Below are 24417 nucleotides of genomic sequence, written 5' to 3'. Positions count from 1 at the left end.
CGCTGGCCTAGGCTGGCCGCGTGCCGCTCCGACGACGTGACGCCCGGGACCGACTGACCTTCGAGCTGGTCGAGTCCGACGACGTCGACGCGGACGACGACGCCCTCGGCGGCCCGGGCCCGGTCTCGCCGGGCGGGCCGCGCGGCGTGCCGTCCGGTGTGCCGGGGGGCACGACATGGACGCCGGGCGCGACGGCGGGCGTCCGGGCCGCCCTCGGGGCGACGGACGGTCCCGCCGGACCCGACGGTCCGCTCGGGCGTGCGTCGGTCGACGACGACCTGGCGGAGAGCGACCCGGCGGAGAGCGACCCGGCCGAGGGTAGGCCGCCCCGGCGAGGACGGCCTGCGGCCGTCGTCGCGGGGGTCGCGGCGGGGGTCGCGCTCGTGCTCGGCGGCATGCTCGCGGTCGACGCGTGGCAGGGCCGGGCCGACGTGGAGCGGCTGCGGGCCGCGCCCGGCGGCCTGGAGCCGCTGCCCGACGCGCCCGTCGAGCGCTGGACGGCCGACGTCGAGGTCTCCAGCGGGCTCGCGCTCCTGCCCGGGGCGGTCGTGACGGTCGAGGACGGGACCGCCGTCGCCCGCTCGCTCGACGACGGGGCGGAGCGCTGGCGCGTCGATGTCGGCGCCCACGCGTCGTGCGGCGGCCAGCTGCTGTGGTCGCTGCCCTTCGGTGAGCCCGCCTCGACGCTCGTGTGCGTGGCGCCGTCGTCGGACGCCGTCGGACTCGGGGGCGTGACCGACCTGCAGCTCGACCCCGAGACCGGCCGCGTCCTCGCGTCGGACTGGGCGGTCACGGTGCTCGCCGCGGACGGCGAGGTGCTCGGGCGCCGCGACACGACGTCCGACGGCGGCACGCCCGCCCCCGGGCCCGGCGGCACGATCCTCCGGGCCCTGCGCGTCGGCGAGGTTCCCGCGGGCGACGGCGCCGTCGTCGAGCAGGACGTGGCCACCGGGGAGGTCGCCGACCTCCCCCTGGGGCGCCCCGCCGTCGTCCGCGTCGAGGACGCGCTCACGGGCGAGGCGCGGTGGGAGGCCGACGTGCCGTTCCTCGCGGGGGCCGGGCAGTGCGTCGGCTGGACTGAGGTGGACGGGACGGAGACGATCCGGGCGGAGCTCGAGAACTTGTGGACCGCGACCGAGTCGCGCCTCGTGCGCGTCGAGGGCTGCGGCGTCACGGGATGGTTCACGCCGGACGGTGAGCGCCTCGACGACCCCGACAACCCTCTGGACTCGGTGGTGGCGCTCCCGGACGGGACGTACTACCGCGATCCGACGGGGTACGGCTCCACCTGGGGCTCGTCGTCGGCCGTTCCGAGCGAGGCGGCGCCCGCCGTCCTCGGGGCCGACGGCAGGGTGCGCTGGGAGCCGCCCGGCCCGGTCCTCGTACCGCGCTCGACCGACGGCTCGGACGCCCCGCTGCTCGCCCGGTACGAGGGGGAGCTCGTCGCGTTCGACGGTGACGGCAGCGAGCTGTGGCGCTCGTCGGAGGTGGTGGCGCCCGAGGCGGTGCTCGTCGCCACGCACGACACGGTCGTCGTGTCCGGGGGTTCCAGCACGGGCTGGATGACCGGGCTCGACGCGACCTCGGGGACGGTGCGCTGGTCCCTCGACCGCGAGACGGTCGAGGCCGCGGCCGGCGGGAGCGTCAGCTGGATGGACACCGCCTACACGGACGGGCGGCGCGCGATCCTGCTCGCCTACCAGGACGACGGGCGGACGGACCTCCTCGCGGTCGACCTCGCCGACGGTCACGTCGCGTGGTCCGGTGGTGTCGGGCCGGAGGAGGGCTCCTGGCCCGTTCCCCTCCAGGGCCGGCTCCTGCGGATCGGGCAGTCGGAGATCGCCCGGCTCGGTTGACGACCGGCCTACGCTGAGGGGGTGCCGCTCCGACGGGGAGACGGCGGCGACGGCCGCCGGACGTTCGAGCTCGTCGACACGGCCGGGGTCGACGACGACCTCGACCTCCTCGACGCGCCGCACCCGGTGCTGCTCGGCGGACCGCACGCCGTGCCGCGCGGTACGACCTTCCCACTGCCTCCCGGAGCGTCGGCGCCCGAGCCGTCGGGTCCGGGGGCGCTTCCGCCAGGGGCTCCGCCCGGACCGCCAGGGGCGCCGCGCGTGCCCGGCCGCCGCCGCCGGGTCGTGGCCGCGGCGGTCGCGACGGGCGTGGTCGTGCTCGTCGTCGGCGGGATGCTCGTCGTCGACGCCGTGACGAGCCGGGACGCGCAGGAGCGGCTGGAGACGGCGCGCGGCGCGGTCCGCGCGCTCGACACCGCCCCGACGGAGCAGTGGCGCGCCCCCGCCGCGGCGGACCGCGGGACGGCCTTCCTCCCGGGCCTGCTCGTCACCGTGAACGGCGACGAGGCGGTCGCGCTCGACCTCGACACGGGCGCCGAGGCGTGGCGCGTGCCGGTCGGCGGCGACGAGGCCGTGTGCGGGTCGTGGAGCCCGTGGGAGCGGTCGGCCGTGCCGTCGCGCACGGTGGTGTGCGTCGCCGGGTCGGGGGTCGCGCCGTCCTGGTACGACGTCAGCCCGCCGCCCCGGCCGGGGGAGGGCACCGCGACCGTGACGGTGCTCGACGCCCGGGGGCGGGTCGTGGGGCAGCGGCAGGCGCAGACGGCGGGGGCGCTGCTGGTCCCCGGCCCGGACGGTGGCCTCGTGCGGGCCGAGCGCGTCGGCGAGCCGGGCGAGCCGAGCGGTGCCCCTGTCGCCGTCGACCCCGGTGCGGGCGAGTCCGTCGACGGCGTCGCGGGGCGGGACGTCGTCGTGACGCTCGAGGACGCCGCCACGGGCGCGGTGCGCTGGCGGCGCGAGCTGCCGTTCCAGGACGTCCCGTGGTCGTGCACGTCGTGGCACGCCGAGACCGGCGGGGAGGAGGTCGACCCGGAGCGGCTGCTGCTCGTCGCGACGGAGACCCTGGTCGACGTGGGCGGGTGCGGCGTCGCGGCGTCGTTCCTGCCGGACGGCGAGCGCCTCGACGACCCGGACGTCCCGACCGACGGCGCGGTCCCGCTCGCGGGCGGGCGGTTTCTCCTCGACGCGGACCGGCAGGGGTCGGACGGCGCGCTGCGCGCCGACCGCGTGCTCGACCCGGACGGGACGCCGCTCCTCGACGTGCCGGGCGAGGTCCTGGACCCGCAGGCGACCGACGACCCCGCTCCGGGCGTGCTCCTCGTGCGCGACGGCATCGCTCTGCGTGCCTACGACGAGCAGGGCGCGCGCCTGTGGGCGTTCGACGGCGCCCGCGTGCCCGAGGCCGTGTACGTCGTCGCGGAGGGCACGGCCGTCGTCGGGACGGCGAGCACGGTCCTGGGGCTGGACGCGCTGTCGGGCGAGCAGACGTGGTCGCGGTTCGTCGACGACCTCGCGGGCGAGCGCGGCCACGGCGCCGTGGTGACGCAGGCGTTCACCGACGGGCGCTGCGCCTTCCTCGTGCTCGTCGACCCCGCGACGGGAGCGAGCTCGCGCGTCGTGGCGCTCGAGCTGTCGTCGGGGTCGGTCGTCTGGTCGGAGGACCTCGACGGCGGCTGGGGCGGGCTGCTCCCGGTGCAGGGACGGCTCCTGCGCTGGGACGGGCAGACGGTCGCCCTCCTGGGCTGAGGTGCACGGACGCTCACGCGCTGATGTCGTCGGGCCCCGGCACTACCCTGGCGAGATGCCCGACGACCTCACGCAGCCCGCCACGCCGTCTTCTCCCGAGCCCGAGGTGGCCGAGGCGCCCGAGACTCCGCAGGCGCCCGTCGCCCTCCGTCGTCCCGCGCCGCGCACGCACCACGGCGAGACGGTCGACGACGACTACGAGTGGCTGCGGGACAAGGAGTCGCCCGAGGTCGTCGCGCACCTCGAGGCCGAGAACGCGTACACCGAGGCGCGCCTCGCGCACCTCGAGCCGCTGCGCGAGCGGATCTTCGAGGAGATCAAGGCCCGCACGCTCGAGACGGACCTGTCCGTCCCGGTGCGCCAGGGCGCGCACTGGTACTACGCGCGCACGGTCGAGGGGGCGCAGTACCCGATCCGGGCCCGCGCCCCGATCGACGCGAGCCTCGGCAGCGACGCGCCGTCGGCCTGGGTACCGCCCGTGCTGGAGCCGGGCGTGCCCGTGCCGGGCGAGCAGGTGCTCCTCGACGACAACGTCGAGGCCGAGGGCCACGAGTTCTTCTCGCTCGGCTCGTTCGACGTCTCGGTCGACGGGACGCGGCTCGCGTACGCGGTCGACGTCGTCGGCGACGAGCGGTTCACGCTGCGGATCCGCGACCTGGAGTCCGGCACCGACCTCGTGGACGAGGTCCCGGGGACGTTCCCGGGCGCCGTCTTCTCCCCGGACGGGCGGTACGTGTTCTACCCGACGGTCGACGACGCGTGGCGGCCCTGGCGCGTGTGGCGCCACGAGGTGGGCACGCCCGCGACGCAGGACGTCGTCGTCTTCGAGGAGCCCGACGAGCGGTTCTGGGTCGGGGTGGGCGTCTCGCGCTCGCAGCGGTTCGTGCAGATCGACGTGGGCTCGAAGATCACGTCCGAGACGTGGCTGATCGACGCCGACGACCCGACGGGCGAGGCTCGCGTGGTCTGGCCGCGCCGCGAGGGCGTCGAGTACACGGTCGAGCACGCCGTCCTGCCGAGCACGTGGTTCCCGACCGCCGAGCACGCGGTCGGCGACCGTCCTGACGAGAATCCGGTCGCCGACCCCGTGCTCGGCGGGGCGGGGGAGCGGCGCGCGGGGGAGCAGCGGGACGTTTTGCTCGTCCTGCACAACGACGGCGCGGAGAACTTCGAGCTCGTCGTCACCGGTGTCGCCGACGTCTCCGCCGGGCCGGGCGACGCGACCGTCGTCGTGCCGCACGACCCCGCGACCCGGCTCGAGGCCGTGGACGCGTTCGCCGGGCACCTCGTCGTCTCCTACCGGCGCGACGCGCTGTCGCGGGTCGGCGTGATCGACCTCGCGAGCCCCGAGCCGCCGCGGCCCGCGGGCCTGCCCACCCCGATCCGCACAGGAGACACACCGGCGCCCGCGACCGACCTCTGGCACGTGCACGAGGTCGCGTTCGACGAGCCGCTGTACACCGCCGCGCTCGGGGCCAACCCCGAGTGGGACCAGCCGAACGTCCGGCTGAGCTACACGAGCTTCGTCACGCCGTCGACCGTGTACGACCTGCGGGTCGAGACCGACGAGCTCACGCTCCTCAAGCAGCAGCCCGTGCTCGGCGGCTACGACGCCGCGGACTACGTGCAGCGCCGCGAGTGGGCCACGGCCGAGGACGGCACGCAGGTGCCGGTGTCGCTCGTGTGGCGGCGCGACGCCGTCGGGCTGGACGCGACGGGCACGGGTGCCGAGCCGGCGCCGCTCCTGCTGTACGGCTACGGGTCGTACGAGATCAGCATCGACCCGGGGTTCTCCATCTCGCGCCTGTCGCTGCTCGACCGCGGGGTCGTGTTCGCCGTCGCGCACGTGCGCGGCGGGGGCGAGATGGGGCGCCGCTGGTACGACGAGGGCAAGACGCTCGCCAAGCGCACCACCTTCACGGACTTCGTCGCGGTCGCGCGGCACCTCGTCGACGCCGGCTGGACGAGCCCCGAGCGGCTCGTCGCGCAGGGCGGCTCGGCGGGCGGCCTGCTCATGGGCGCGGTGACGAACCTCGCGCCCGAGCTCTTCGCGGGCGTGCTCGCGCAGGTGCCGTTCGTCGACGCGCTCACCTCGATCCTCGACCCGTCGCTCCCGCTCACCGTCGTCGAGTGGGACGAGTGGGGCGACCCGCTGCACGACCCCGACGTCTACCGGTACATGCGCACGTACACGCCGTACGAGAACGTGCCCGACGACGCGTCGCACTACCCGCGGATCCTCGCCGTGACGTCGTTCCACGACACGCGCGTGCTGTACGTCGAGCCCGCGAAGTGGGTCGCGCGGCTGCGCGCCGCGGGGGCGCCCGCGCTGCTGAAGATCGAGATGCACGCCGGGCACGGCGGGGTCTCGGGTCGCTACGAGGGCTGGCGCGAGGTCGCGTACGAGGACGCGTGGGTGCTCGACGTGCTCGGGCTGGCCGACCGGTGACGTGCCCGCGGGCGTGAGGCCGCAGGCGGAGGGGGAGCGATGACCGACGAGACCGTGACGCCCGACCCGCGGACGGCGCGCGACGCGACGCCGCCGGGGAGGGCCGTGCTGCTGCTGCGCCCGGTCGGGTACCTCGCCGTCGGGCTCGTGGGGACGGCCGTCGGGCTCGCCCTCCTGGGCCTGTACCTCGCGCCCGCGGCGTACGGGCTGCTCGCGCCGCCGGCGGACCAGGAGCCCTGGGCCGAGCTCGTCGCGTCGCCCGGCGCCGAGCTCGGGCGGCTCGCGGTCGTCGCGCCGGTCGCCGTGGTGCTCGCCGGCCCGGTCGCGTGGTACCTGGCGTGCGCCGTCTGGCCGCTCGCCGCGCTGGCGTTCGTGCACGCCGGGCGGGCGCTGCGGCCGTCGTCCCGGGGCGACCGGCTGTCGTTCACGAGCCGGCTCGCGCCGGGCACGACGCTCGGGTCGCCCGTGCCCGGGCCGCTCCCCGTGCCCCTCCAGCCGCAGCGGCGCTCGCGGCTCACGGACACGCTCGTGCGCTTCGCCATCTGCGGCTGGCACCCCGACCGCCGCGAGGCCGGGGCCGCGGTCCCGGCCGGCGTCGCGTGGGTGCTCGCGAGCGCGGGGGCGTCGACAGCGCTGCCGCCCGGCTGGCGGGTCGTGCTCGTCGTGGCCGCGGTCCCGTTCGCGCTGTGGTCCGTGGTCGCGCTGCGGCGCCGGTGGGTCTGGCGGTTCCACCGCGAGCGCGTGCGCGCGGCGCGGCGCGAGCGGTGGCTCGAGCGCCACGCCGACGGGTACGTGATGCGCGACGGCCCGCGCGTCGTCCGGTCGCGCCCGCAGTCGGCCGAGCACCGCGCACGCGTGGAGGCGGAGCGCGCCGCGGCCCGTGCCGAGCAGGACCGCCTCACGAGCCTGACGAGCGACGCGATCGGCGAGCGCCGCGAGGCGGTGCTCCGCGCCCGCCGCGAGCGCGAGCAGCACCAGAACGACGCCCCACGAGGAGACTGACCCGCGAGGCCGCCGAGCATGGGGTCGTTGCCCGTCCGGACTCGGGGACGGGCTATGACCGCATGTTGGGCTGGGGTCAGACGGCCTGCGGGCTGCCGCACTCCGCGCAGTAGCGCGCGGCCGCGGCGTTCTGGGTGCCGCACTCGCGGCACGCAGCCACCTGCGCCAGGCGCTCGCCGCACTCGGGGCAGAACTTGCCGCCGTCGACCTTCGCGCCGCACGACGGGCACCGCGTGACGGCGGCCGTCCGCAGGTCCGCGCCGCCGACGAGGTCGGTCGTGCGGAGCTGCTCCTGGACCTGGTACCGGCGGGCCTCGGCCTGGAGCTGGGCCAGCTCCTCCACCTGCTTGGGCGAGCAGCGCACGCACTGCCCCACGGCGTCGTTCCAGCAGACCTCGTGGCACATCCAGTCGCCGCACCCGTGGCACTGGCGGAACGCGTCGCGCACCTCGCCGACGGCGGCGTCGAGCGCCTTGTCCTTCGCCGACGAGTTGGTCTGGCGGTCCGCGGCCCACGACCCCGCCGCGTAGGAGAGGTCGGCGACCTTGCCCCCGAAGAACCGGCCCGCCGCCTGGACGAGGCTGCTGCCCTTCGCGACGACGTCCGTCCGGTAGGCGGAGCGGTAGCCGTTGCCGCAGCGCTCGCACCGGAACTCGAACTGGTAGCCCCCGGCGTTCGACAGGTCGCGGACGTTGTCGGTGAAGGCGATGGGCGTGCTCATGGCGGGGACCTCGGTGGGCTCGTGGGGTCGGCGTCCCCGCAGGCCAGGCCCGCGGGAGGGGGGAGTCATGGGGATCCCGTGACCGCTGCGATGCTACCCACCGACCCTCGCCGTCCCGACGGATCACCCGGGTGAAATCGGGTCGACCGGCGGGCGCGCCGCAGCCGGGGGTTCAGGGGCGGACGAGGCGGAGCGGGGCGTCGGCGGTGCGTACCGTCACCGTCTGGCCCCACGAGGCGACGAGGCGGTCGTCCTCCACGCCGTCGCCGAACACGACGAGCCGGTCCGAGGCGACGGTGAGCGCGACGTCGGCGCCCTCCTCGACGACGCCCTCGGTGAGCGAGACGCCCGTCGCAGGCGAGGGCCACGCCTCGCGGACGAACCAGCCGAGCCGGTGCTCGGTGCGCCCCGGGGCCCGCCGTCCGCCGCGGTCGTGCGCGAGCGACGCCCACCAGCCGGTCGCGCCCGTGCCCGTCGCGACGAGCACGCCCGACGACGACTGCCGCTCCTCACCTGCGCCGCAGCGCAGCGTGTAGCGCGCGCTCTGGTGGCTGGGGTGCCCGACGAACACCTCGTTGAGCGCGGTGAGGTGCTGGCCGTCGTCGAGGTCGGCGCGGACCATGGTGAGCGCGTCGACGGGCAGGAGCGCCACCCGGTCGGGCGCGCCGCCCGGCACCTCGGCGTCGGCCCCGAGCCCGCGCAGGAGGGCCGTCGCCGCCGCGACCGGGTGCCGCACGAGCACGCCCGCGTTCACCCCGGGCTCGGGGTCGACGCCGAGGACCGGCTGGCCGTGCAGGTACTTCGCGACGTTCGCGACGAGGCCGTCCTGCCCCACGACCACCACCACGTCCTCGGGCGCGACGAGGAACCGCGACAGGTCCGCCCGCTCGACGTCGGCGCGCGCCCAGCCCGGGGGCAGCGCGGCCACGACGGCGTCGCGCGCGGCCGCGAGGGCGTCGTGCCGCGCCTGCACCTCGGCCAGCGACCGGCCGCGCGACCGGAGGAAGAACTCCGCCTGGCCGCGCGTCCCGTGCCGGTCCAGCAGGTCGTCGAGCTCGGTCCGCCGGTGCACGACGACGGCGCGTCGCCGGAGCATCGTCAGGCCGCCTTCCCGGGTGCCGCGGCGGGCGAGCCGCCGTCGGGGCCGAGCCCGCGCGCCAGGGTCGACAGCACCCCGGTGAGCAGGTCGGGCGTGATGGTGAGGTTCTGCACGTCCGGCAGCGACCCGGCGGCCTCGCGCAGCGCGAGCGCGAGGAGCGTGCCCTGCCCGGCGCTCGCGTACACGTCCATGCGGGCCTGCTCGGCGGCGGCCTCGGCCGCGCCGACGACGCGCACCTGCTCCGCCTTCGCGTCGGTCGCGAGCTGGGCGCGCTCGGCGGTCGCGCGGGCGTCGACGAGGGCCGCAGCCGCCTTCTCCTCGGCCTCGCGCCGCGCGTTCGCGCCCTCCTGGGCGACGAGGCGCTCGCGCCGGGTCGCGAGCTCGATCCTGCTCGCGAGCTCGTTCTCCGCGATCGCCCGCTCGCGCTCGACGGCGAGGGCCCGGCGCTCGTAGGTCGCGCGGTCGGCCTCGGCCTGCACGTGCTCGCGCGCGGGCGTCTGGAGCGCGCGCTCGACGTCCTTCTCCGGCCGGACGGCGAGCACCTGGACGCCGATGACGACGATGCCCGTCGTGGTGAGGCGCGGGTCGGTGGTCAGCGCCTCGGTGAGGACGTCGCGCACGCGCGGCACGCCGGTCGTCAGGGCGTCGGCGAGGGGCATCGCGGCGAGCGCGTCGGTGGCCCGGCTCTGCGCGAGGCGCCCGACGATGCTCGTGACCTGGTCGCGCCCCGCGGTGCTCGTCTCGCCGCTGCCCGGGTCGACCGCGAAGTCGAGGCGCTGCGAGACGGTCACCGGGTCGGCGAACCGGTACGTCACGCCGGCCTGCACGGTCACGTCCTGGTGGTCGGCCGTCACGGCGTGGAAGAAGACGGGGAGCTCCTGGTCGTCGACGGGGACCTCGGAGAGGACCGACGTCGTGGGCCGGAACCAGAACGCCTGACCGACGCCCTCGTGGGCAACCCGCCCGCGGCGCAGGTGCACGACGTGCCCGGTGGGGCTGCCGAGGAAGTGCCGCGTCCACGGGTAGGTGCGGATGGTGGCCATGGTCGTCTCCGATCTATTTTCGTCAACCTGACGAAAACGAGCGTAGGCGCGCGTGCGGGTTCTCGTCAACCTGACGCGAATATGCGACGATGGGCCCATGGCCCCTCCCGCTGCCCAAGCACCGGACGTCCCGCCCGGCGCGGCCCTGCTGCCCGTCACGGTCGATGTCGTCGCGCTCACCGTGCGCGACGACGCGCTGCACGTGCTCCTCGTCGAGCGCGGCGTCGAGCCGTACCGCGGCGCGCTCGCGCTCCCCGGCGGGTTCGTGCTGCCGGGCGAGCGGCTCGCCCGCGCGGCGCGCCGCGAGCTCGCCGAGGAGACGGGCGTCCGGCCGCCCGGGCACCTGGAGCAGCTCCGTACCTACGGCCCGCTCGACCGCGACCCGCGCGGCCCGGTCCTCTCGGTCGCGTACCTCCTGCTCGCGCCCGAGTTCGGCGTCGTGCACGCCGGGTCCGACGCCGGGGGAGCGGCCTGGCACGCCGTCGAGCCCCTGCTCGGGGACGGGCCGGGGACCGGCCTCGCGTTCGACCACGCGCGGATCCTCGCCGACGGCGTCGAGCGGGCCCGCGCCAAGCTCGAGTACTCCGCGCTCGCGACGGCGTTCTGCCCGCCCGAGTTCACCGTCGCCGACCTGCGGCGCGTCTACGAGGCCGTCTGGGGCGTGCGGCTCGACCCGCGGAACTTCTCCCGCAAGGCCACGACGACCGCCGGCTTCCTCGAGGACACGGGCCGCACGACGTCGGGCGGGGCCGGGCGGCCCGCGGCGCTCTACCGGGCCGCGCGCCCGGCGCCGGGCCCGCAGCCGGGCGCCGGACCCGACGCCGCCGCGGCCGACGTCGCGGCATTCGACGCCGCCGCGGTCGACCCGGACGACGCCCCCGCGAGCGTGCCCGCGGTGCTCGACCCGCCCCTCATGCGCCCGCGCCGCTGACGCCTCGGCCGGGCCCGGCATCGGTGCCTCGCGCCGACGGCCCACGCCGGTGCCCCGCACCGACGGGCCCACGCCGGGGGAGTTCTCCCCCTCGACAGCGCCGACCCGCTGAGTACGCTCGCGCGCATGTCGACGTACAGCTCCTGGCGCAGCGACCAGGGCAACATGCGAGCCCTGTCCGACGAGCTTGCCGCCCAGGCCGCGATGGCGCGGTCCCGCGAGGCGTCGCTCCACCGGCGCCTGCGGTCGCTCGAGGGCGACCTGTCGAGCCGCGTCGAGGTGCTGACGCGCCTCGTCAACGCGCTCATCGAGCTCGGCGAGGTCCGCGAGGAGCTCGCGCTCTTCACGCCCGCGCGCCGCGCCCGCGACGCGGCGCGCGCCCTGACGAGCGCCGTCGTCACGGGGGAGGGCGACGTGTCGCACCTGCGGCGCTCGCCGGACCTCGTCGACGTGCCCGGCTACTGGCTCGTGCCCGCCGCGCTCGCGGTCGCCGAGCTCCCCGCCGGGCGGCTCGACCGCGAGGCGGCCGAGGAGGCCCTGCTGCGCGACCGCCGTCGAGCCGCGACGTACCTCGTCGCGGTGTGCGCGCTCGTCGGGCAACCGGGACTCGCGCGCGAGTGGGTGCCGGGGGTGCTCGACGCGCCCGTCCTGCCCGCCGCGGGCTGGGGGAGCGCCGACGGCGCCCCCGAGCCGTCGCCGGGCGCGGGCGAGGGGCCGGACGAGGTGGGCGTCACCGGGGCCGAGCGCGCGCTGTGGGTCGCGGCGGCGGCCGGTCACCTCGGCGGTGACGGGGTCGAGGTCGTGCGTCGCGCGCTCGCGGAGCGGGTCGCGCTGCTCGACGACGACGCGCGCGCCCGCTGGCGGGCCCGGCTCCTGGAGGCGGCGCCGTCGCTGCCCGAGCCGCCCGCCGACGGCGCGGCCTGGGGCAGCCCCGAGGCCGCGGGGGACGTGGCGGGGGCGCGCCGTCGGGCCGCCGCCCCCGACGCGCTCCCGCTCCTGCGGTCGTGGACGGCGTGGTCGCGCGCGCTCGTGGCGCGGGAGGTCGCGGTGCCCGCGTCGGACCCCGGACCCCTCCCGACCGGCGCGCCGACGCCCGCCGTCGCACCCGTCGCCGTCGGCCCCGGTGCGTCCGGCGCCGGTGCGGCGGACTCGCCGGCCGCCGGGGGCGCGGACGACCCGGCCGGGACCCCCGAGACGCCCGGCGCGGCGCTGCTCCGCGTCCTCGCGTCGCTCGTTGACGAGGGGGCGCCCGTGGAGCGCGGGCTCCTGGACCGGGCGGCGCTGCTCGACGAGCGCGTCGGGCGAGCACCACGGGAAGACGGGCCCGGGTGGGACGCCCCGGCGGGGACGCTCGTCGACCTGCTCGTCGAGGACGCCCGCGGGACCGACCCCGGGCGCGCGGCGCTCGCGGGCCCGCTCGTCGCCGAGGAGCTCCGGGCCGCGACCCACGCGCGGGCCGCGGAGCTCGCGGCGGCGCCCGCGCCGTCGCGCGAGCTGCGCCTCGGGGGCCGCACCGTGACGGTCACGCCGACCGAGGACGGCGCCGCACCGGCCGCGACGGCCCGCGCGGAGCTCCTCGCGCAACCGGTGGACGGCGTGTCGTGGGGGGCCGTCGGCGGGACCGCCGCGGTCGCGGTGCTCGGCGTCGTGCTCGGCCTCGCCGCCTCGCCGGCGTGGTTCACGGTGGCCGTCGTCGCGGCCGGCCTCGCCGCGTGGCAGTGGTTCGCAGGGGAGCGCCGCGCGCGCGACCAGCGCGCCGAGGCGCAGGCCCGCGCGGACCGGTTCGACGCCGACCTCGCCGAGGCGCGCACCGCCGTGGCCGCGTCCGCGGAGCGCGCGCGGACCCAGCGCGAGGCCGTCGCGACCGTCGTCGCGGACCTCGACGACACCCTCGCCGAGCTCGCCGCCCGAACCCCGGCCTGACGCGGGCGGACGGCCGCGCCGGGCCCGCCCGATGCGGCCGCGCCAGGGGCCGTCCGCCCCCGCTCCCGGGCCGTCCGGCCCGGGAGCGGACGGGCCCCTCCGGCGTTCGAACGAGGGCTTCGAACGCCGGATGAACTGTCGGTGAACAGTGGCGGAAGAATCCACAGGATGGTCGAGCGCGCGGCGGTCGTGACCGCACCATGGACGACGTGACCGAGACGCTCCTGCTGGTGCTCGTCGTCGTGACCGCACTGGCCTTCGACTTCACCAACGGCTTCCACGACACGGGCAACGCGATGGCCACGTCCATCGCCACCAAGGCCCTCAAGCCCAAGACCGCCGTCGCCCTCTCCGCCGTCCTCAACATGGTCGGGGCGTTCCTCTCCCTGGCCGTCGCGGCGACCATCGCGAAGGGTCTGGTCGACGCCGACGTCATCACCCTCGAGGTCGTCCTCGCGGGACTCGTGGGCGGCATCACCTGGAACCTCCTGACCTGGTTGCTCGGCATCCCGTCGAGCTCGTCGCACGCGCTCATCGGCGGCGTCGTGGGCTCCGTGCTCGCGGCCGTCGGCACGCAGGGCGTCATCTGGAGCGGCGTCGCCGCGAAGGTGCTCATCCCCGCGCTGCTCGCCCCGCTCATCGCGGTCGGCGTCGCGAGCGTCGGCACGTGGGCCGTGGCCCGCCTCACGCGCGACGTCCCCGAGGACGTCTCCACGCGGGCGTTCCGCTGGGGCCAGGTCGGCTCCGCGTCGCTCGTCTCGCTCGCGCACGGCACCAACGACGCGCAGAAGTCGATGGGCATCATCCTGCTCGCGCTCATCGCGGCGGGCGCCGTCCCGGCCGACTCGAGCGTGCCGTTCTGGGTCATCCTGTCCTGCGCGTTCTTCATGGCCCTCGGCACGTACCTGGGCGGCTGGCGGATCATCCGCACGCTCGGCAAGGGCCTCGTCGAGATCGACACCCGCCAGGGCATGGCGGCCGAGACGTCGTCCGCCGCGGTCATCCTCATGTCGGGCCTCTTCGGCTACTCGCTCTCGACGACGCACGTCGCGACCGGCTCGATCCTGGGCTCCGGTGTCGGGATGCCCGGCGCGAAGGTCCGCTGGGGCGTCGCGGGCCGCATGCTCGCCGCGTGGGGCCTCACGCTCCCGGCCGCCGGCCTCGTCGGCGCGGCCTGCTACGGCATCCAGCACGGCATCGGGGGCGCCGCCGGGACGGTCGTCGTGTTCGCGATCCTCGTCGGGTCCTCGCTGGCCATCTGGATCGCCTCGCGCCGCAAGCCCGTCGACCACACGAACGTCAACGACGCCTGGGAGGAGGGCGCGGTGGACGCCGGGCTCGAGTCCGAGGTCGTCGAGGCGCGCGAGGCCGCGCTCGAGCGTCGCCTCGACGTCGCCGACCCGTTCACCGACGCCGCGCCCGCCCCGGCGCCGACCACCCCGACCACGCCCGCCTCGCGCCAGCGCGCGGGCGTCTGACCGGCAGCCCGGAGGAGAGAACCGTGTTCGTCGAGATCGACTCGCTGCTCAAGGTCGTCGTCGCCGGCCTCGTCGTCGGCGCGGGCCTGCCCGCCCTGTTCGCCCTGGGGGTCCGGCTCGCCGCCGGGCGCGCCGTGCCCGTCGAGGTCGGCACGCCGGACGGCCGCTTCACGTCCGACGGCCGCACCGTGCGTGTCGAGCGCGCGACCCGCCCCCGTCAGGTCGGCGCCGTCGTGTGCTTCGCCGTCGTGGTCGTCGCGATCGCCGTCGGCATCGCGTTCGTCGCGGGCGGGGGCCACTGACCCGGGACCACACGCTCCGCTGAGTGCAGGAAGAAGTCGCGGTCGGACGTTCCGGCCGCGACTTCGTGCTGCACCCGGCGGGTGGGGTCAGGCGGAGTCGCGGACCACGAGGTGCGGCTCGAACAGGACCGAGCGCGCGTCGGCGTCCGGGTCGTCGATCGCGGCGAGCAGGAGCCGCGCCATCTCGGCCGCCATCTCCTCGACCGGCTGCCGGACCGTCGTGAGCGGCGGGTGGGCCTGGCGCGCGACCGTCGAGTCGTCGAAGCCGACGACGGCCACGTCCTGCGGGACGCGGCGGCCCGCCTCCTGCAGGACGAGCGACGCGCCGTCGGCCATGAGGTCGCTCGCGCCGAACACGCCGTCGACGTCCGGCCGCGCGGCGAGCAGCTCGCGCGCCGCGGCCTCCCCGCCCGCGCGCGTGAAGTCGCCCTCCACGACGAAGGGCTCCGCGAGCCCGGCGGCCCGCACCGCCGCGAGGAAGCCGTCGCGGCGTCCCCGCGCGAACGGCACGTCCGACGGTCCGGCGACGGTCGCGAGGCGCGTGCGGCCGTCCGCGATCAGACGCTCGGCCGCGATCCGGCCGCCGGCGGCCTGGTCGAGGTCCACCCAGCTCACGCCGGCCGCCTCGTCGACCCCGTCGAGGTGCGTCGACAGCACGACCGGCACCGTGAGCGCGGCGAACCGTGCCGGCAGCGGGTCGCTCGCGCTCGACGTGATGAGCAGGACGCCGTCGACGTGCCCCTGCCGCACGTAGCGCACGACCTGGTCGTGCGCGGGCGGGTCCGCGGGCAGGATCGCGAGGTGGATGTCGCGCGGGCGCAGCACCTGCTGCGCGCCCGCGGTCACGCGCCCGATGTACGGGTCGGTGAACAGCCGCTCGAGGAACGGGCTCGGGGAGCGCTGCTCCGACGGCTCGGACACGACGAGCGCGACCGACCCCGTGCGCCGGGTGACGAGCGTCCGGGCGGCGAGGTTGGGGACGTAGCCCGTCTCGTCGATCGCCCGCTCGACGACCGCCACGATCGCCGGGTCCACCGTCGGCACGCCGTTGATCACGCGGGACACCGTGGCGCGGGAGACGCCCGCGACGGCCGCGACGGCCTCGAGCGTCGGGCGGGGAGCGGGGCGACGGGCAGCCATGCGGTCAGTTATACCGCCGGGCCGTGCGCTCAGCGCAGCCGCTCCTTCGCCGCGAGCACGCGCAGCACGGCCGCGTCGACCTGCGCGGCGAACGCGTCGTCGCTCGACGCGCGCTCGACGACGGCCGCCACCATGGGCTCGACGACGCTCGGGTCCGCGGACGCCAGCACCATGTCGCCGCCCGCGGCGATCGTCAGGACGGCGCGGTCCGCGGGCGACCAGGCCTGCACCTGCTGCGCGGCGGACACGTCGTCGGTGAGGACGACGCCGTCGAACCCCAGGTCGCCCCGCAGCATCCCGTCCACGACGACGGGCGAGAAGGCCGCGGGGAGCGTCCCGTCGATCTGCGGGTAGACGGCCGTGGAGGTCATGACGAACGCCGCGCCGGCCTCGATGCCCGACGCGAAGACGGCGACCGACGCGTCGTCGCGCGTCGTCACGTCGTCGGTGACCCCGGCGTCGGTGTCGGTGTTCTCGGTGACGCGGCCGAGCCCGGGGAAGTGCTTGATCGTCACGTCCACGCCCGACGCCTCCATCCCGGCGCTGAACGCGTTCGCGTGCGACGTGACCGAGTCCGGCGTGAACCCGTAGCTGCGCTGGAAGGCCCCGATCGGCGGGTTCTGCGCGGCCGTCCCCTCGGGCACGAGGTCCATCACGGGCGCGAGGTTGAGGTTCACGCCCGCCGCGGCGAGCTCGGCGCCCCACGTGGTCGCGTCGGCCTGGAGCGTCGCCGGGTCGAGGCGGGCCTGGTCGGTCGCCGCCGGGATCTGCGAGAACCCGGGCCCGCGCAGCACCTGGACCTTCCCGCCCTCCTGGTCGGTCGCGACGAACAGCGGGGTGCCGTTCGTCGTCTCCGGGGAGACGAGCGCCGTGAAGCCCGCGACGAGGTCCGCCGTCGGGCCGGTCCCGGCCTGCGAGCGGCCCGCGAGGAACACGTTGCCCACGTGCAGCCGCGAGACGGCGTCGTAGCTCACCTGCTGCGGGTCCCGCACGTCGACCCCGACCATGAAGAGCTGCCCTACCTTCTGCTCGAGCGTCCACCCGGCCAGGGGGTCCTCGGGCGGGGTGGACGGCGTCGGTGACGTGCCCGACGGCGTCGGGTCGGCCGGGGCGGACGGCGTGCCCGACGGCGGGGCCTGCGGCGCGGGGGCGGGCCGCGTGAGGTACCAGGCGACGGCCGCCACGGCGGCGAGCGCGGTCACGACGGCGACGACGATCCAGGTGGTCCGGGCACGAGCGGTCACAGGCGACACCTCCGACGCCACGGTAGCCCGACGGCCGCAGAGGGGGCCGTCCAGGACGATCCCGCCACCCCGGGGGGGTATGACCGGCGTCACCACCGGGTTCGCGTCATGATCGGCGTCCCGGCGCGTCTCCTGGGTGACATGGCGTCCTGGCCTCGCGGCCGCGGGGCGCACCCCCCGAACCTGGAGCCCGGCATGACCCCTCGCCCACCCTCCCTCCGCGTCGCACCCGGACGCCTGCGCAGAGCGGTCGCGGCGCTCGTCGCCGCCGTGCTCGCCCTGGCCGGCGCCGTCGTCCTCGTCTCGGGGCCGCAGGCGCGCCCGGCGTCCGCCGCGGTCGGGTTCTGCCCCGCGCCGGGGGACATGCCGAACGTCGGCCAGACGCCGCCGCTGTTCACGGACACGAACGTCACGGTGTGGACCGGGGGCGACTACCACGCCACGGCGAGCGCCGCGGAGTCGGAGGGGCTGCTCGTCGTCGCAGGGGAGGCGACGATCGACGGGTCCGGGAACTTCAGCATCGGCGCGGTCGGCGCGGGCTCGCAGATCACGCCGCCCGACGGCGCGGTGATGCTCGCCGTCGGGGGTGGCCTGGAGATCGGGCCGGAGACGAGCGTCACCGTCGGCTCGACGCTGCCGACCGGCGGCGCCGTGAACGTCGGTGCCGCGGTCACGGGCGGCGGGTCGCTCTCGACCGCCGGGACGACGCCGGGCGCGGACGCCCCGGTCACGCAGGGCATGGGCGCGGCGGCCCTCGGCGAGTGGGCCGGGTACGGCGCGGTGGTCGCCGACGCGTCGGCGACGATCGCCGGGTGGCCCGCGACCGCGGCGGGCGTCGTGTCGGGGAGCCGGGTCACCTTCACCGGCTCCGGCACCGCCGACCCGCAGGTGTTCTCCGTCGACGCCGCGCAGCTCGCGGGCGTCAAGGAGATCGTCTTCGCGAACGTGCCGGACGACGTCGCGATCGCGATCAACGTGACCGGGGACGCTCCGGTGAGCATGAGCCCCAACTACTGGGAGGGCAACGGCTCGCCGTTCATCAACGACTTCAACTCCAACCCGGGCTTCGGCAACTGGGCCGCGCGCATCCTGTGGAACTTCGCGTCCACGCCGGACCTCGCGCTCGGCCGGGCCGACCAGTTCCTCGGCACGATCGTCGCGCCGGTCGCGGACGCGACGATCACGACGAGCACGAACGGCCGCGTCCTCGTGGGCGGGAACCTCACGTTCGGCGACCCGAGCGTGACCGGCGGGCTCGAGATGCACAGCTACCCGTGGATCGGGCCCGGCCCGTTCGACTGCACCGGGGGCGCGAGCTTCGCCGTGCAGAAGACCGTGACGGGCGAGGCGGCCGCGGACGTGCCCGCGGGCACGACGTTCCAGGTGGAGTACACCTACGAGCAGCCCGACGGCGTCACCGGGGGCGACACGCTCACGGTCCCGATCAGCGGAGCTCTGCTGAACGGGCCGACCCTGCCGGAGGGCACGGTCGTCACGGTCCGCGAGACGAACCTGCCGTCGGTGGCGGGCGTCGAGTGGGGCACGCCGGTGATCCGCGTGGACGGCGAGCCGCTCGGCGACCCGGCGCAGTTCACCGTCGCCGAGGGCCGCACGGTCACGGTCACCGTGGTCAACACGGCGAACGCCGGCGGCGGGACCACCGCCGCGGGCGGCTTCACGGTGGCGAAGGTCCTCGCCGGGGACGCCCTCGGCCTCGTCCCGGCGGACACCGCGTTCCTCGTCGACTGGGAGGCCACGCTGCCGCAGGGCGCGACGTACGACGGCGACCTCACCGGCACCCTGAGCGTGCTCGCGGACGGCGCCGTGGTGGCCGGGCCCGCCGACCTGCCGGTCGGTACGACGGTGACGTTCGCCGAGCGGCTGCCGCTCCCGGTGGTCGACGGCGTCGCGTGGGGCGACCCGGTCGTGAGCCCGGCGGGGCCGGTGACGGTCGTCGAGGGCGCGACGGGCGTCGCGGTGACGGTCACCAACGTCGCGGAGCCCGTCGTCGGCGGGTTCGCGGTCCGCAAGGCCGTCGAGGGCTCCGCCGCGGGCGACGTCCCCGCGAGCACCGCGTTCCTCGTCGATTGGACCGCGACCGTCCCCGCGGACGTCGCCTACGACGGCCCGACCACGGGCACGCTCACGGTGCGCGCCGACGGCACGCTCGTGAGCGGTCCGGCGGACCTGCCGGTCGGCACGGTCGTGACGCTCGCGGAGCAGCAGCCGCTGCCCGCGGTCGACGGCGTCGTGTGGGGCGTCCCGTCGTTCGATCCGGGGCCGTCGGTGACGGTGGTCGAGGGCGCGGCCGTCGAGGTCACGCTGACGAACACCGCGGAGGCGGTGCAGGAGGTCGGCGGGTTCGCCGTCCAGAAGACCGTCGCGGGCGGCGCGGCCGGCGCCGTCCCGGGCGGCACGGAGTTCGTCGTCGACTGGACGGCGGAGCTCCCCGAGGGCGCCGAGTACGCGGGGGACACGCAGGGCACGCTCACGGTCCGCGCCGACGGCACGGTCGACGCGGGACCGCAGGACCTCCCGGCGGGCACCGTCGTGCGCTTCGTCGAGCGGCAGCCGCTGCCGACGGTCCCCGGGGTCGCGTGGGGCGAGCCGGTGTTCTCGCCCGCGACGGTGACCATCGGCGACGGCGACGCCGTCGCGGGCGTCGCGCTGACCAACCAGGCCGACGCGCTCGTCGGGGGCTTCTCCGTCGCGAAGACCGTCACGGGCGACCTCGCCGGGAGCGTGCCGCCGGGCACGGAGTTCTCGGTCGCGTGGTCCGCGGCGCTGCCCGCCGGGTTCACCCACGACGGCCCGCTCGCCGGGACGCTCACGGTGCGTGCCGACGGCACGGCCGTCGACGGCCCGCAGGACCTCCCGGTCGGGACGGTCGTGACGTTCACGGAGACCGACCTGCCCGAGGTGGGCGACGTCGTCTGGGGCGCGCCGGTGTTCTCGCCCGCGTCCGTCACGGTCGGTGACGGCGAGGACACGCTCGTCACGCTGACCAACACGACGCAGGACGTGGCCGCGGTCGGCGGGTTCTCCGTCGCGAAGGAGGTCGTGGGCGACCGCGCGGACCTCGTCCCCGCGGGGACGACATTCACGGTCACGTACGCGTATGAGCTCGAGGGCACGCCCGTGGGCGGCTCCGTCGAGGTCCCGGCCGACGGCACGGTCGTCGCAGGGCCGCAGAACCTCCCGGCCGGGACGGTCGTGACGTTCGGCGAGACGGACCTGCCCGCGGTCGACGGCGTCGAGTGGGGCACGCCCGTCTTCAGCCCGCCGACGCTCGTCGTCGGCGACGGGACGGACGCGCTGGTCACGGTGACGAACACGGCCGACCAGGCCGTGGGCGGTTTCTCCGTCGTGAAGGAGGTCGTGGGGGCCGCGGCGGGCTCGGTGCCGGCGAGCACCGAGTTCACCGTCCGCTACGCGTTCGACCGCGACGGCGAGCCCGTCACCGGCACGCTCACGGTGCGGGCCGACGGCCAGGTCGTCGACGGGCCGCAGGACCTTCCCGTGGGGACCGTCGTGCGGCTCACCGAGACCGACCTGCCGACGGTCCGCGGCGTCGACTGGGGCACGCCGGTGCTCACCGTCGGTGACGAGCGGGTGACCGAGGTGACGGTCGGTGCGGGCGCGCCGGTCGTCGTGACCCTGACGAACACCGCGTCGTCGGCCGGCGGCCTCGCGATCACGGGTGCGGACGCCGTCGTCGTGACGACGCTCGCCCTGCTGCTCGTCGGGACGGGCGCCGCGCTCCTCGTGGTCCGCGCGCGCCGCCGCCGCACCGCCTGACGCGCGGGGCGTCGTCGGGCCGGTGCCGGACGGCCGACGGGCCGGTCACCTCCTCGTGGGGGTGACCGGCCCGTCGTCGTGCAGGGCGGGACGAGTCAGTCGTGGCCCGCGAGCGTCGCGAGCGCCTTCGTCCACAGGGCGTGCGCGCGCTCGGCGCGCTCGGCCGTCTCGATGTTGCGCTCGACGACGCGCACGAGCGTCCCCGAGTCGTCGGGCTCGAGCGTGATCGCGATGTCGTGGTAGCTCTCCGGCACGTCGGGCAGGCCCATGGTGGGCGAGAAGTGCGTGAAGTGCAGCAGGCGCGGGCGCTCGACGGCGACGACAGTGCCCCAGTCCGCGAACTCGCGGCCCATGTAGTGGCCCTCGAACGTCACGGGGCTCCCGGGGCGGAAGTCGGTCTCGATGTTCATGCCCAGCATCCAGCGGGCGCTCGGGTGCATGAGCTCGGCCCAGACGACCTGCGGGGGTCGGGCGACGTGGGTCTCGACGGTCGTGCTGTGCTCGGTCAGGGTGCGGTCGTTCACGGGGGACTCCGGGGGGTGGGGGCTGGCTCCTGGGCCCGACGGTAGACCCTCCGGGCGGCACCGGCAGCCGGTAGGTTCGGCGCGTGACCCGACTCGTGCTCGTCCACGGCCGCGACAACCAGGGGCTCGACGCCGAGCAGCTCGACCGGACGTGGACCGAGGTCCTGGACGCGGGCCTCGCGGCGGCGGGCTCCGGCGTCGTCGTGCGCGACGCGGACACGGCGTTCGTCTACTACGGCGACACGCTCGCCGCGCTCGTCGGGGGCGCCGCGACGCCGCCCCCGGTCACCGTGCACGCGGTCGGCGCGCCGCGCGACGGGGTCACAGCGACGTCCGTGGCCGAGGCCACGGAAGAGGCCGCGGAGGAGGCCGCGTTCGTGGCGGCCGTCGCCGAGGAGGTGCTGCGCGCCGCGGGCGTGACGGTGCCGGCGCGCCCGGAGGGTGCCGGGCCCGGCGCTGTCGGGGGCGACGTCGGCGCGTGGCTGAACCTGCTGCTGTCCGCGCTCGACCGGTACGTCCCGGGCCTGAGCGGCGCCGTCGTCGCGCTGCTCGCGCGCGACGTCTGGGCGTACCTGCACGACGACGCCGTCCGCACGACGATCGACGACGCGCTCGCCGCCGCGATCCCCACGGACGGGCCCGCCGTCGTCGTCGCGCACTCGCTCGGGTCGGTCGTCGCCTACGCCGTGCTGCGCGAGCACCCCGACGCCGCGCGCTGGGACGTGCCGCTCCTGCTCACGCTCGGGTCCCCGCTCGCCGTCCGCGCGATCCGGGACGTCCTCGCCGCGCGCGTCCCGCTGCGCGTGCCGGCCCCCGTGCGCCGGTGGGTCGCGGCGCGCGACCCCCGGGACGCGCTCGCGCTGCACGGCCTCGGCCCGACGGCGTTCCCGCTCGACCCGGCGTCGCCGGGGATCGAGGAGCTCGTCGTCGCGAACGCCGCGCCGGGCCACCACGCGGCGGCCGTCGTGCTCGACGGCGCCCGGCCCGCCGGCTACCTCGCCGTCCCGGAGGTCGCGCGCACCGTCGCGGACGCGCTCGACGCCTGAGAGCGTCGTCCCGCGGGCGCGCGGTCCGGGCGCACGGCACCGGGAGCACGGCACCGGGCGGGCAGGCTCCGGTCAGGAGACGCCGTGCAGACGCGCGTGCAGCGCGCGGACCTCCACCTCGAGCTCGTACGCGGGACCGCGCACGGCGACCTCGGGCGCGACGTCGCCGATCGCGAGCGGGCGCACCGGGCCCGGCGCGACGCCCCACTCCTCCAGCCACCCGACGAGCTGCGTCGTGCTCGCGGCGTAGACGACAGGGCCGAGGCCGACCCACGCGTGCGCCGCGCTGCACATCGCGCAGTGCTCGCCGGACGTGTAGACGGTCGCGTCGCGCCGCTCCTCGGGCGTGAGGTGCGCGGCGGCCCAGCGGGCGATCTCGAGCTCCGGGTGCCGGGTCGCGTCGCCGTCCTTGACGCGGTTGCGGTCCTCGAACCGGACGACCCCGTCGCGGTCGACGAGGAGCGAGCCGAACGGCTCGTCGCCGTCGTCGAGCGCCTCGCGGGCCAGCTCGACGCAGCGGCGCAGGTGCACGAGGTCGTCGGCGGTCGGCAGGGGCAGGGTCTGGTCGCTCATGGCGTCATCCTCGCCCGCTCACGACGCGACCGCGAGGGCGGCCCGCACGTCCGCGACGAACCCGTCCACGTCGCCCGGGGTCGTGTCCCACGCGCACATCCACCGGACCTCGACCCGGTCGGGCGTCTCGCCCGGCCCCCAGTCGTAGAACCGGTGCCGCTCGCGCAGGCGCGCGACCGCCGTGCGCGGGAGCGTCGCGAAGACGGCGTTGACGAGCGTGGGCTGGGTGAAGGCGAGGCCTGCTGCCGGGCCCGGGGCGGCGTCGTCGGGCCCGACGGCGGCCGGCACGACGACGTCCGCGAGCCCCGCGCGCAGCCGCGCGGCCATCGCGTTCGCGTGGCGGGCGTTGCGGAGCCAGAGCTCGTCGGCGTCGGCCACCTCGTCCACCTCGGCGACGACGTCGCCGACCGGCTCGAAGAGCGCGAGGAGCTGCGCGGAGACGTAGCGCATCTTCGACGCGAGCTGCATCGTCGACTTGCGCACGAACTCCACGCCGTCGACCGCGGACGGGTCGAGCACGACGACCGCCTCGCCGAGCGCGAGCCCGTTCTTGGTGCCGCCGAACGACAGCACGTCCACGCCCGCGTCGGTCGTCAGGGCGCGCAGCGGGACGCCGAGCGCCGCGGCGGCGTTCGCGAGCCGCGACCCGTCGAGGTGCACCCGCATGCCGCGGGCGTGCGCGGCGTCGGCCACCGCCCGGATCTCGTCGGCCGTGTAGAGGGTGCCGAGCTCGGTGGACTGCGTGAGCGACACGACGAGCGGCTGCGCGCGGTGCGGGTCGCCGAGGTCGCCCGCGAACCGCTCGACCGCCGCGGGCATGAGCTTCCCGTCGGGCGCCGGCACCGTGAGCACCTTGACGCCGCCCACCCGCTCGGGGGCGCCGTTCTCGTCCGTGTTGAGGTGCGCGTGCTCGGACGCCACGACGGCGCCCCAGCGGGGGAGCGTCGCCATGAGCGCGACGACGTTCGCGCCCGTCCCCGTGAGCACGGGGTACGCGGTGGCGTCGGGCCCGAACCGCGCGCGCACCGCGTCCTGGAGGCGCGCGGTCCACGGGTCCTCGCCGTACGAGATCTCGTGCCCGGCGCTCGCGGCGGCGAGCGCGGCGAGGACGTCGGGGTGGGCGGGGGAGTAGTTGTCCGAGGCGAACGAGGTCACGTGCCCAGCGTAGGTCGGCGGGGCGGCCCGGCCGCGCGCGAGCGGGCCGGGGCGCGCCTAGCGTCGAGGGTGGACGCGGTGCGCGTCCTCAGGACCGCGCGCAGCGCGCGAAGCACGGAGGTGCAGCCATGACCACGAACCCCGACCAGCCCGGCACGGGTCCGGGCTCCCCGGCGGAGCCGACGGTGGAGCCGCCCAAGTCGCCCGGTCCGCCGCCCGACCCCTCGGAGCCGCCGCACGACCCGAGCCACGCCGACCCGGTCCCCGGCGGGCCGGCCGACCCGTCGCCCGACGTCCCCGACCGGCCGTCGTCCCCGGGTCGGCCCGTCGGACCCGACGAGCCGACCCACGGCTGACGCTCCGGGTCCACGCCGGTCGGGTGCCGGTCGG

Annotated in this window: 19 protein-coding genes; 11 read left to right on the top strand and 8 right to left on the bottom strand. The window is 76.7% G+C overall.

The window, feature by feature from the left end; genetic code table 11:
* Positions 1 to 20 precede the first annotated feature (20 nt).
* From ACPCUX_RS12545 to ACPCUX_RS12530, 4 genes are read left to right on the top strand one after another with little or no spacing between them, the layout of a single operon-like run.
* On the top strand, positions 21 to 1856 hold the full coding sequence (locus ACPCUX_RS12545; RefSeq protein ID WP_423388883.1) for a hypothetical protein: 1836 nt from the start codon (positions 21 to 23) through the stop codon (positions 1854 to 1856).
* Between the two features lie 21 nt (positions 1857 to 1877).
* On the top strand, positions 1878 to 3599 hold the full coding sequence (locus tag ACPCUX_RS12540) for a PQQ-binding-like beta-propeller repeat protein (RefSeq protein WP_423388882.1): 1722 nt from the start codon (positions 1878 to 1880) through the stop codon (positions 3597 to 3599).
* Between the two features lie 55 nt (positions 3600 to 3654).
* Complete coding sequence (locus ACPCUX_RS12535; RefSeq protein WP_423388881.1) at positions 3655 to 6048, top strand: S9 family peptidase; 2394 nt, start codon at positions 3655 to 3657, stop codon at positions 6046 to 6048.
* A 39-nt stretch (positions 6049 to 6087) separates the two neighbouring features.
* Positions 6088 to 7050, top strand: a complete 963-nt coding sequence (locus ACPCUX_RS12530; protein WP_423388880.1) for a hypothetical protein — start codon at positions 6088 to 6090, stop codon at positions 7048 to 7050.
* A gap of 76 nt (positions 7051 to 7126) precedes the next feature.
* Here ACPCUX_RS12530 and ACPCUX_RS12525 read toward each other — a convergent pair whose 3' ends face one another.
* The 3 genes from ACPCUX_RS12525 to ACPCUX_RS12515 all read right to left on the bottom strand — a co-directional run bounded on the left by ACPCUX_RS12525 (position 7127) and on the right by ACPCUX_RS12515 (position 9913).
* Positions 7127 to 7771 carry a zinc ribbon domain-containing protein gene (locus ACPCUX_RS12525; protein ID WP_396050042.1) on the bottom strand — a complete coding sequence of 215 codons (645 nt, stop codon included), beginning with the start codon at positions 7769 to 7771 and terminating at the stop codon, positions 7127 to 7129.
* A 172-nt stretch (positions 7772 to 7943) separates the two neighbouring features.
* Entirely contained in the window at positions 7944 to 8867 is a 924-nt protein-coding gene (locus ACPCUX_RS12520) for a hypothetical protein (RefSeq protein WP_114554037.1), read from the bottom strand.
* A gap of 2 nt (positions 8868 to 8869) precedes the next feature.
* Positions 8870 to 9913 carry an SPFH domain-containing protein gene (locus tag ACPCUX_RS12515; RefSeq protein ID WP_423388879.1) on the bottom strand — a complete coding sequence of 348 codons (1044 nt, stop codon included), beginning with the start codon at positions 9911 to 9913 and terminating at the stop codon, positions 8870 to 8872.
* 97 nt (positions 9914 to 10010) lie between these two features.
* Here ACPCUX_RS12515 and ACPCUX_RS12510 point away from each other — a divergent pair, with 97 nt between their 5' ends.
* The 4 genes from ACPCUX_RS12510 to ACPCUX_RS12495 all read left to right on the top strand — a co-directional run bounded on the left by ACPCUX_RS12510 (position 10011) and on the right by ACPCUX_RS12495 (position 14547).
* Positions 10011 to 10844 (top strand): NUDIX hydrolase, encoded by an 834-nt coding sequence (locus ACPCUX_RS12510; protein WP_423388878.1) that lies wholly within the window; start codon positions 10011 to 10013, stop codon positions 10842 to 10844.
* 126 nt (positions 10845 to 10970) lie between these two features.
* Positions 10971 to 12767, top strand: a complete 1797-nt coding sequence (locus tag ACPCUX_RS12505) for a hypothetical protein (RefSeq protein ID WP_423388877.1) — start codon at positions 10971 to 10973, stop codon at positions 12765 to 12767.
* A gap of 200 nt (positions 12768 to 12967) precedes the next feature.
* Positions 12968 to 14245, top strand: a complete 1278-nt coding sequence (locus tag ACPCUX_RS12500) for an inorganic phosphate transporter (protein WP_086149942.1) — start codon at positions 12968 to 12970, stop codon at positions 14243 to 14245.
* Positions 14246 to 14268: 23 nt separating this feature from the next.
* On the top strand, positions 14269 to 14547 hold the full coding sequence (locus tag ACPCUX_RS12495; protein WP_034654462.1) for a hypothetical protein: 279 nt from the start codon (positions 14269 to 14271) through the stop codon (positions 14545 to 14547).
* 87 nt (positions 14548 to 14634) lie between these two features.
* Here the strand turns inward: ACPCUX_RS12495 and ACPCUX_RS12490 are convergent, their stop codons facing one another.
* The gene (locus tag ACPCUX_RS12490; RefSeq protein ID WP_085387120.1) at positions 14635 to 15687 is read right to left on the bottom strand and encodes a LacI family DNA-binding transcriptional regulator; all 1053 of its coding nucleotides are present in this window, start codon (positions 15685 to 15687) and stop codon (positions 14635 to 14637) included.
* Positions 15688 to 15716: 29 nt separating this feature from the next.
* Positions 15717 to 16931, bottom strand: a complete 1215-nt coding sequence (locus ACPCUX_RS12485) for a glycoside hydrolase family 3 N-terminal domain-containing protein (RefSeq protein WP_369824940.1) — start codon at positions 16929 to 16931, stop codon at positions 15717 to 15719.
* A 195-nt stretch (positions 16932 to 17126) separates the two neighbouring features.
* On the opposite strand from ACPCUX_RS12485, the gene ACPCUX_RS12480 reads away from it, so the two are divergent.
* Positions 17127 to 20729 (top strand): DUF5979 domain-containing protein, encoded by a 3603-nt coding sequence (locus ACPCUX_RS12480; RefSeq protein WP_423388876.1) that lies wholly within the window; start codon positions 17127 to 17129, stop codon positions 20727 to 20729.
* Between the two features lie 95 nt (positions 20730 to 20824).
* Here the strand turns inward: ACPCUX_RS12480 and ACPCUX_RS12475 are convergent, their stop codons facing one another.
* Entirely contained in the window at positions 20825 to 21253 is a 429-nt protein-coding gene (locus ACPCUX_RS12475; protein WP_228485119.1) for an SRPBCC family protein, read from the bottom strand.
* An 83-nt stretch (positions 21254 to 21336) separates the two neighbouring features.
* On the opposite strand from ACPCUX_RS12475, the gene ACPCUX_RS12470 reads away from it, so the two are divergent.
* Positions 21337 to 22299, top strand: a complete 963-nt coding sequence (locus ACPCUX_RS12470; RefSeq protein WP_423388875.1) for a hypothetical protein — start codon at positions 21337 to 21339, stop codon at positions 22297 to 22299.
* 72 nt (positions 22300 to 22371) lie between these two features.
* On the opposite strand, the gene ACPCUX_RS12465 is transcribed toward ACPCUX_RS12470, so the two are convergent.
* Complete coding sequence (locus ACPCUX_RS12465; protein WP_423388874.1) at positions 22372 to 22872, bottom strand: nucleoside deaminase; 501 nt, start codon at positions 22870 to 22872, stop codon at positions 22372 to 22374.
* 18 nt (positions 22873 to 22890) lie between these two features.
* Entirely contained in the window at positions 22891 to 24027 is a 1137-nt protein-coding gene (locus ACPCUX_RS12460; RefSeq protein ID WP_423388873.1) for a threonine aldolase family protein, read from the bottom strand.
* 128 nt (positions 24028 to 24155) lie between these two features.
* Here ACPCUX_RS12460 and ACPCUX_RS12455 point away from each other — a divergent pair, with 128 nt between their 5' ends.
* Complete coding sequence (locus ACPCUX_RS12455; protein WP_255179834.1) at positions 24156 to 24383, top strand: hypothetical protein; 228 nt, start codon at positions 24156 to 24158, stop codon at positions 24381 to 24383.
* Positions 24384 to 24417: the final 34 nt, after the last annotated feature.

The sequence above is a fragment of the Cellulosimicrobium sp. AB352 genome, from assembly GCF_049538415.1.
GTDB classification, from domain to species: Bacteria; Actinomycetota; Actinomycetes; order Actinomycetales; family Cellulomonadaceae; genus Cellulosimicrobium; species Cellulosimicrobium funkei.
This window is presented reverse-complemented; position numbering and strand designations above follow the sequence as displayed.

Bases quoted from the DNA above. Each gene is read 5' to 3' on its own strand.
- ACPCUX_RS12535 (WP_423388881.1), top strand. From the start codon at position 3,655: ATGCCCGACGACCTCACGCAGCCCGCCACGCCGTCTTCTCCCGAGCCC.
- ACPCUX_RS12530 (WP_423388880.1), top strand. From the start codon at position 6,088: ATGACCGACGAGACCGTGACGCCCGACCCGCGGACGGCGCGCGACGCG.
- ACPCUX_RS12525 (WP_396050042.1), bottom strand. From the start codon at position 7,771: ATGAGCACGCCCATCGCCTTCACCGACAACGTCCGCGACCTGTCGAAC.
- ACPCUX_RS12520 (WP_114554037.1), bottom strand. From the start codon at position 8,867: ATGCTCCGGCGACGCGCCGTCGTCGTGCACCGGCGGACCGAGCTCGAC.
- ACPCUX_RS12515 (WP_423388879.1), bottom strand. From the start codon at position 9,913: ATGGCCACCATCCGCACCTACCCGTGGACGCGGCACTTCCTCGGCAGC.
- ACPCUX_RS12510 (WP_423388878.1), top strand. From the start codon at position 10,011: ATGGCCCCTCCCGCTGCCCAAGCACCGGACGTCCCGCCCGGCGCGGCC.
- ACPCUX_RS12505 (WP_423388877.1), top strand. From the start codon at position 10,971: ATGTCGACGTACAGCTCCTGGCGCAGCGACCAGGGCAACATGCGAGCC.
- ACPCUX_RS12500 (WP_086149942.1), top strand. From the start codon at position 12,968: ATGGACGACGTGACCGAGACGCTCCTGCTGGTGCTCGTCGTCGTGACC.
- ACPCUX_RS12490 (WP_085387120.1), bottom strand. From the start codon at position 15,687: ATGGCTGCCCGTCGCCCCGCTCCCCGCCCGACGCTCGAGGCCGTCGCG.
- ACPCUX_RS12480 (WP_423388876.1), top strand. From the start codon at position 17,127: ATGACCCCTCGCCCACCCTCCCTCCGCGTCGCACCCGGACGCCTGCGC.
- ACPCUX_RS12465 (WP_423388874.1), bottom strand. From the start codon at position 22,872: ATGAGCGACCAGACCCTGCCCCTGCCGACCGCCGACGACCTCGTGCAC.
- ACPCUX_RS12455 (WP_255179834.1), top strand. From the start codon at position 24,156: ATGACCACGAACCCCGACCAGCCCGGCACGGGTCCGGGCTCCCCGGCG.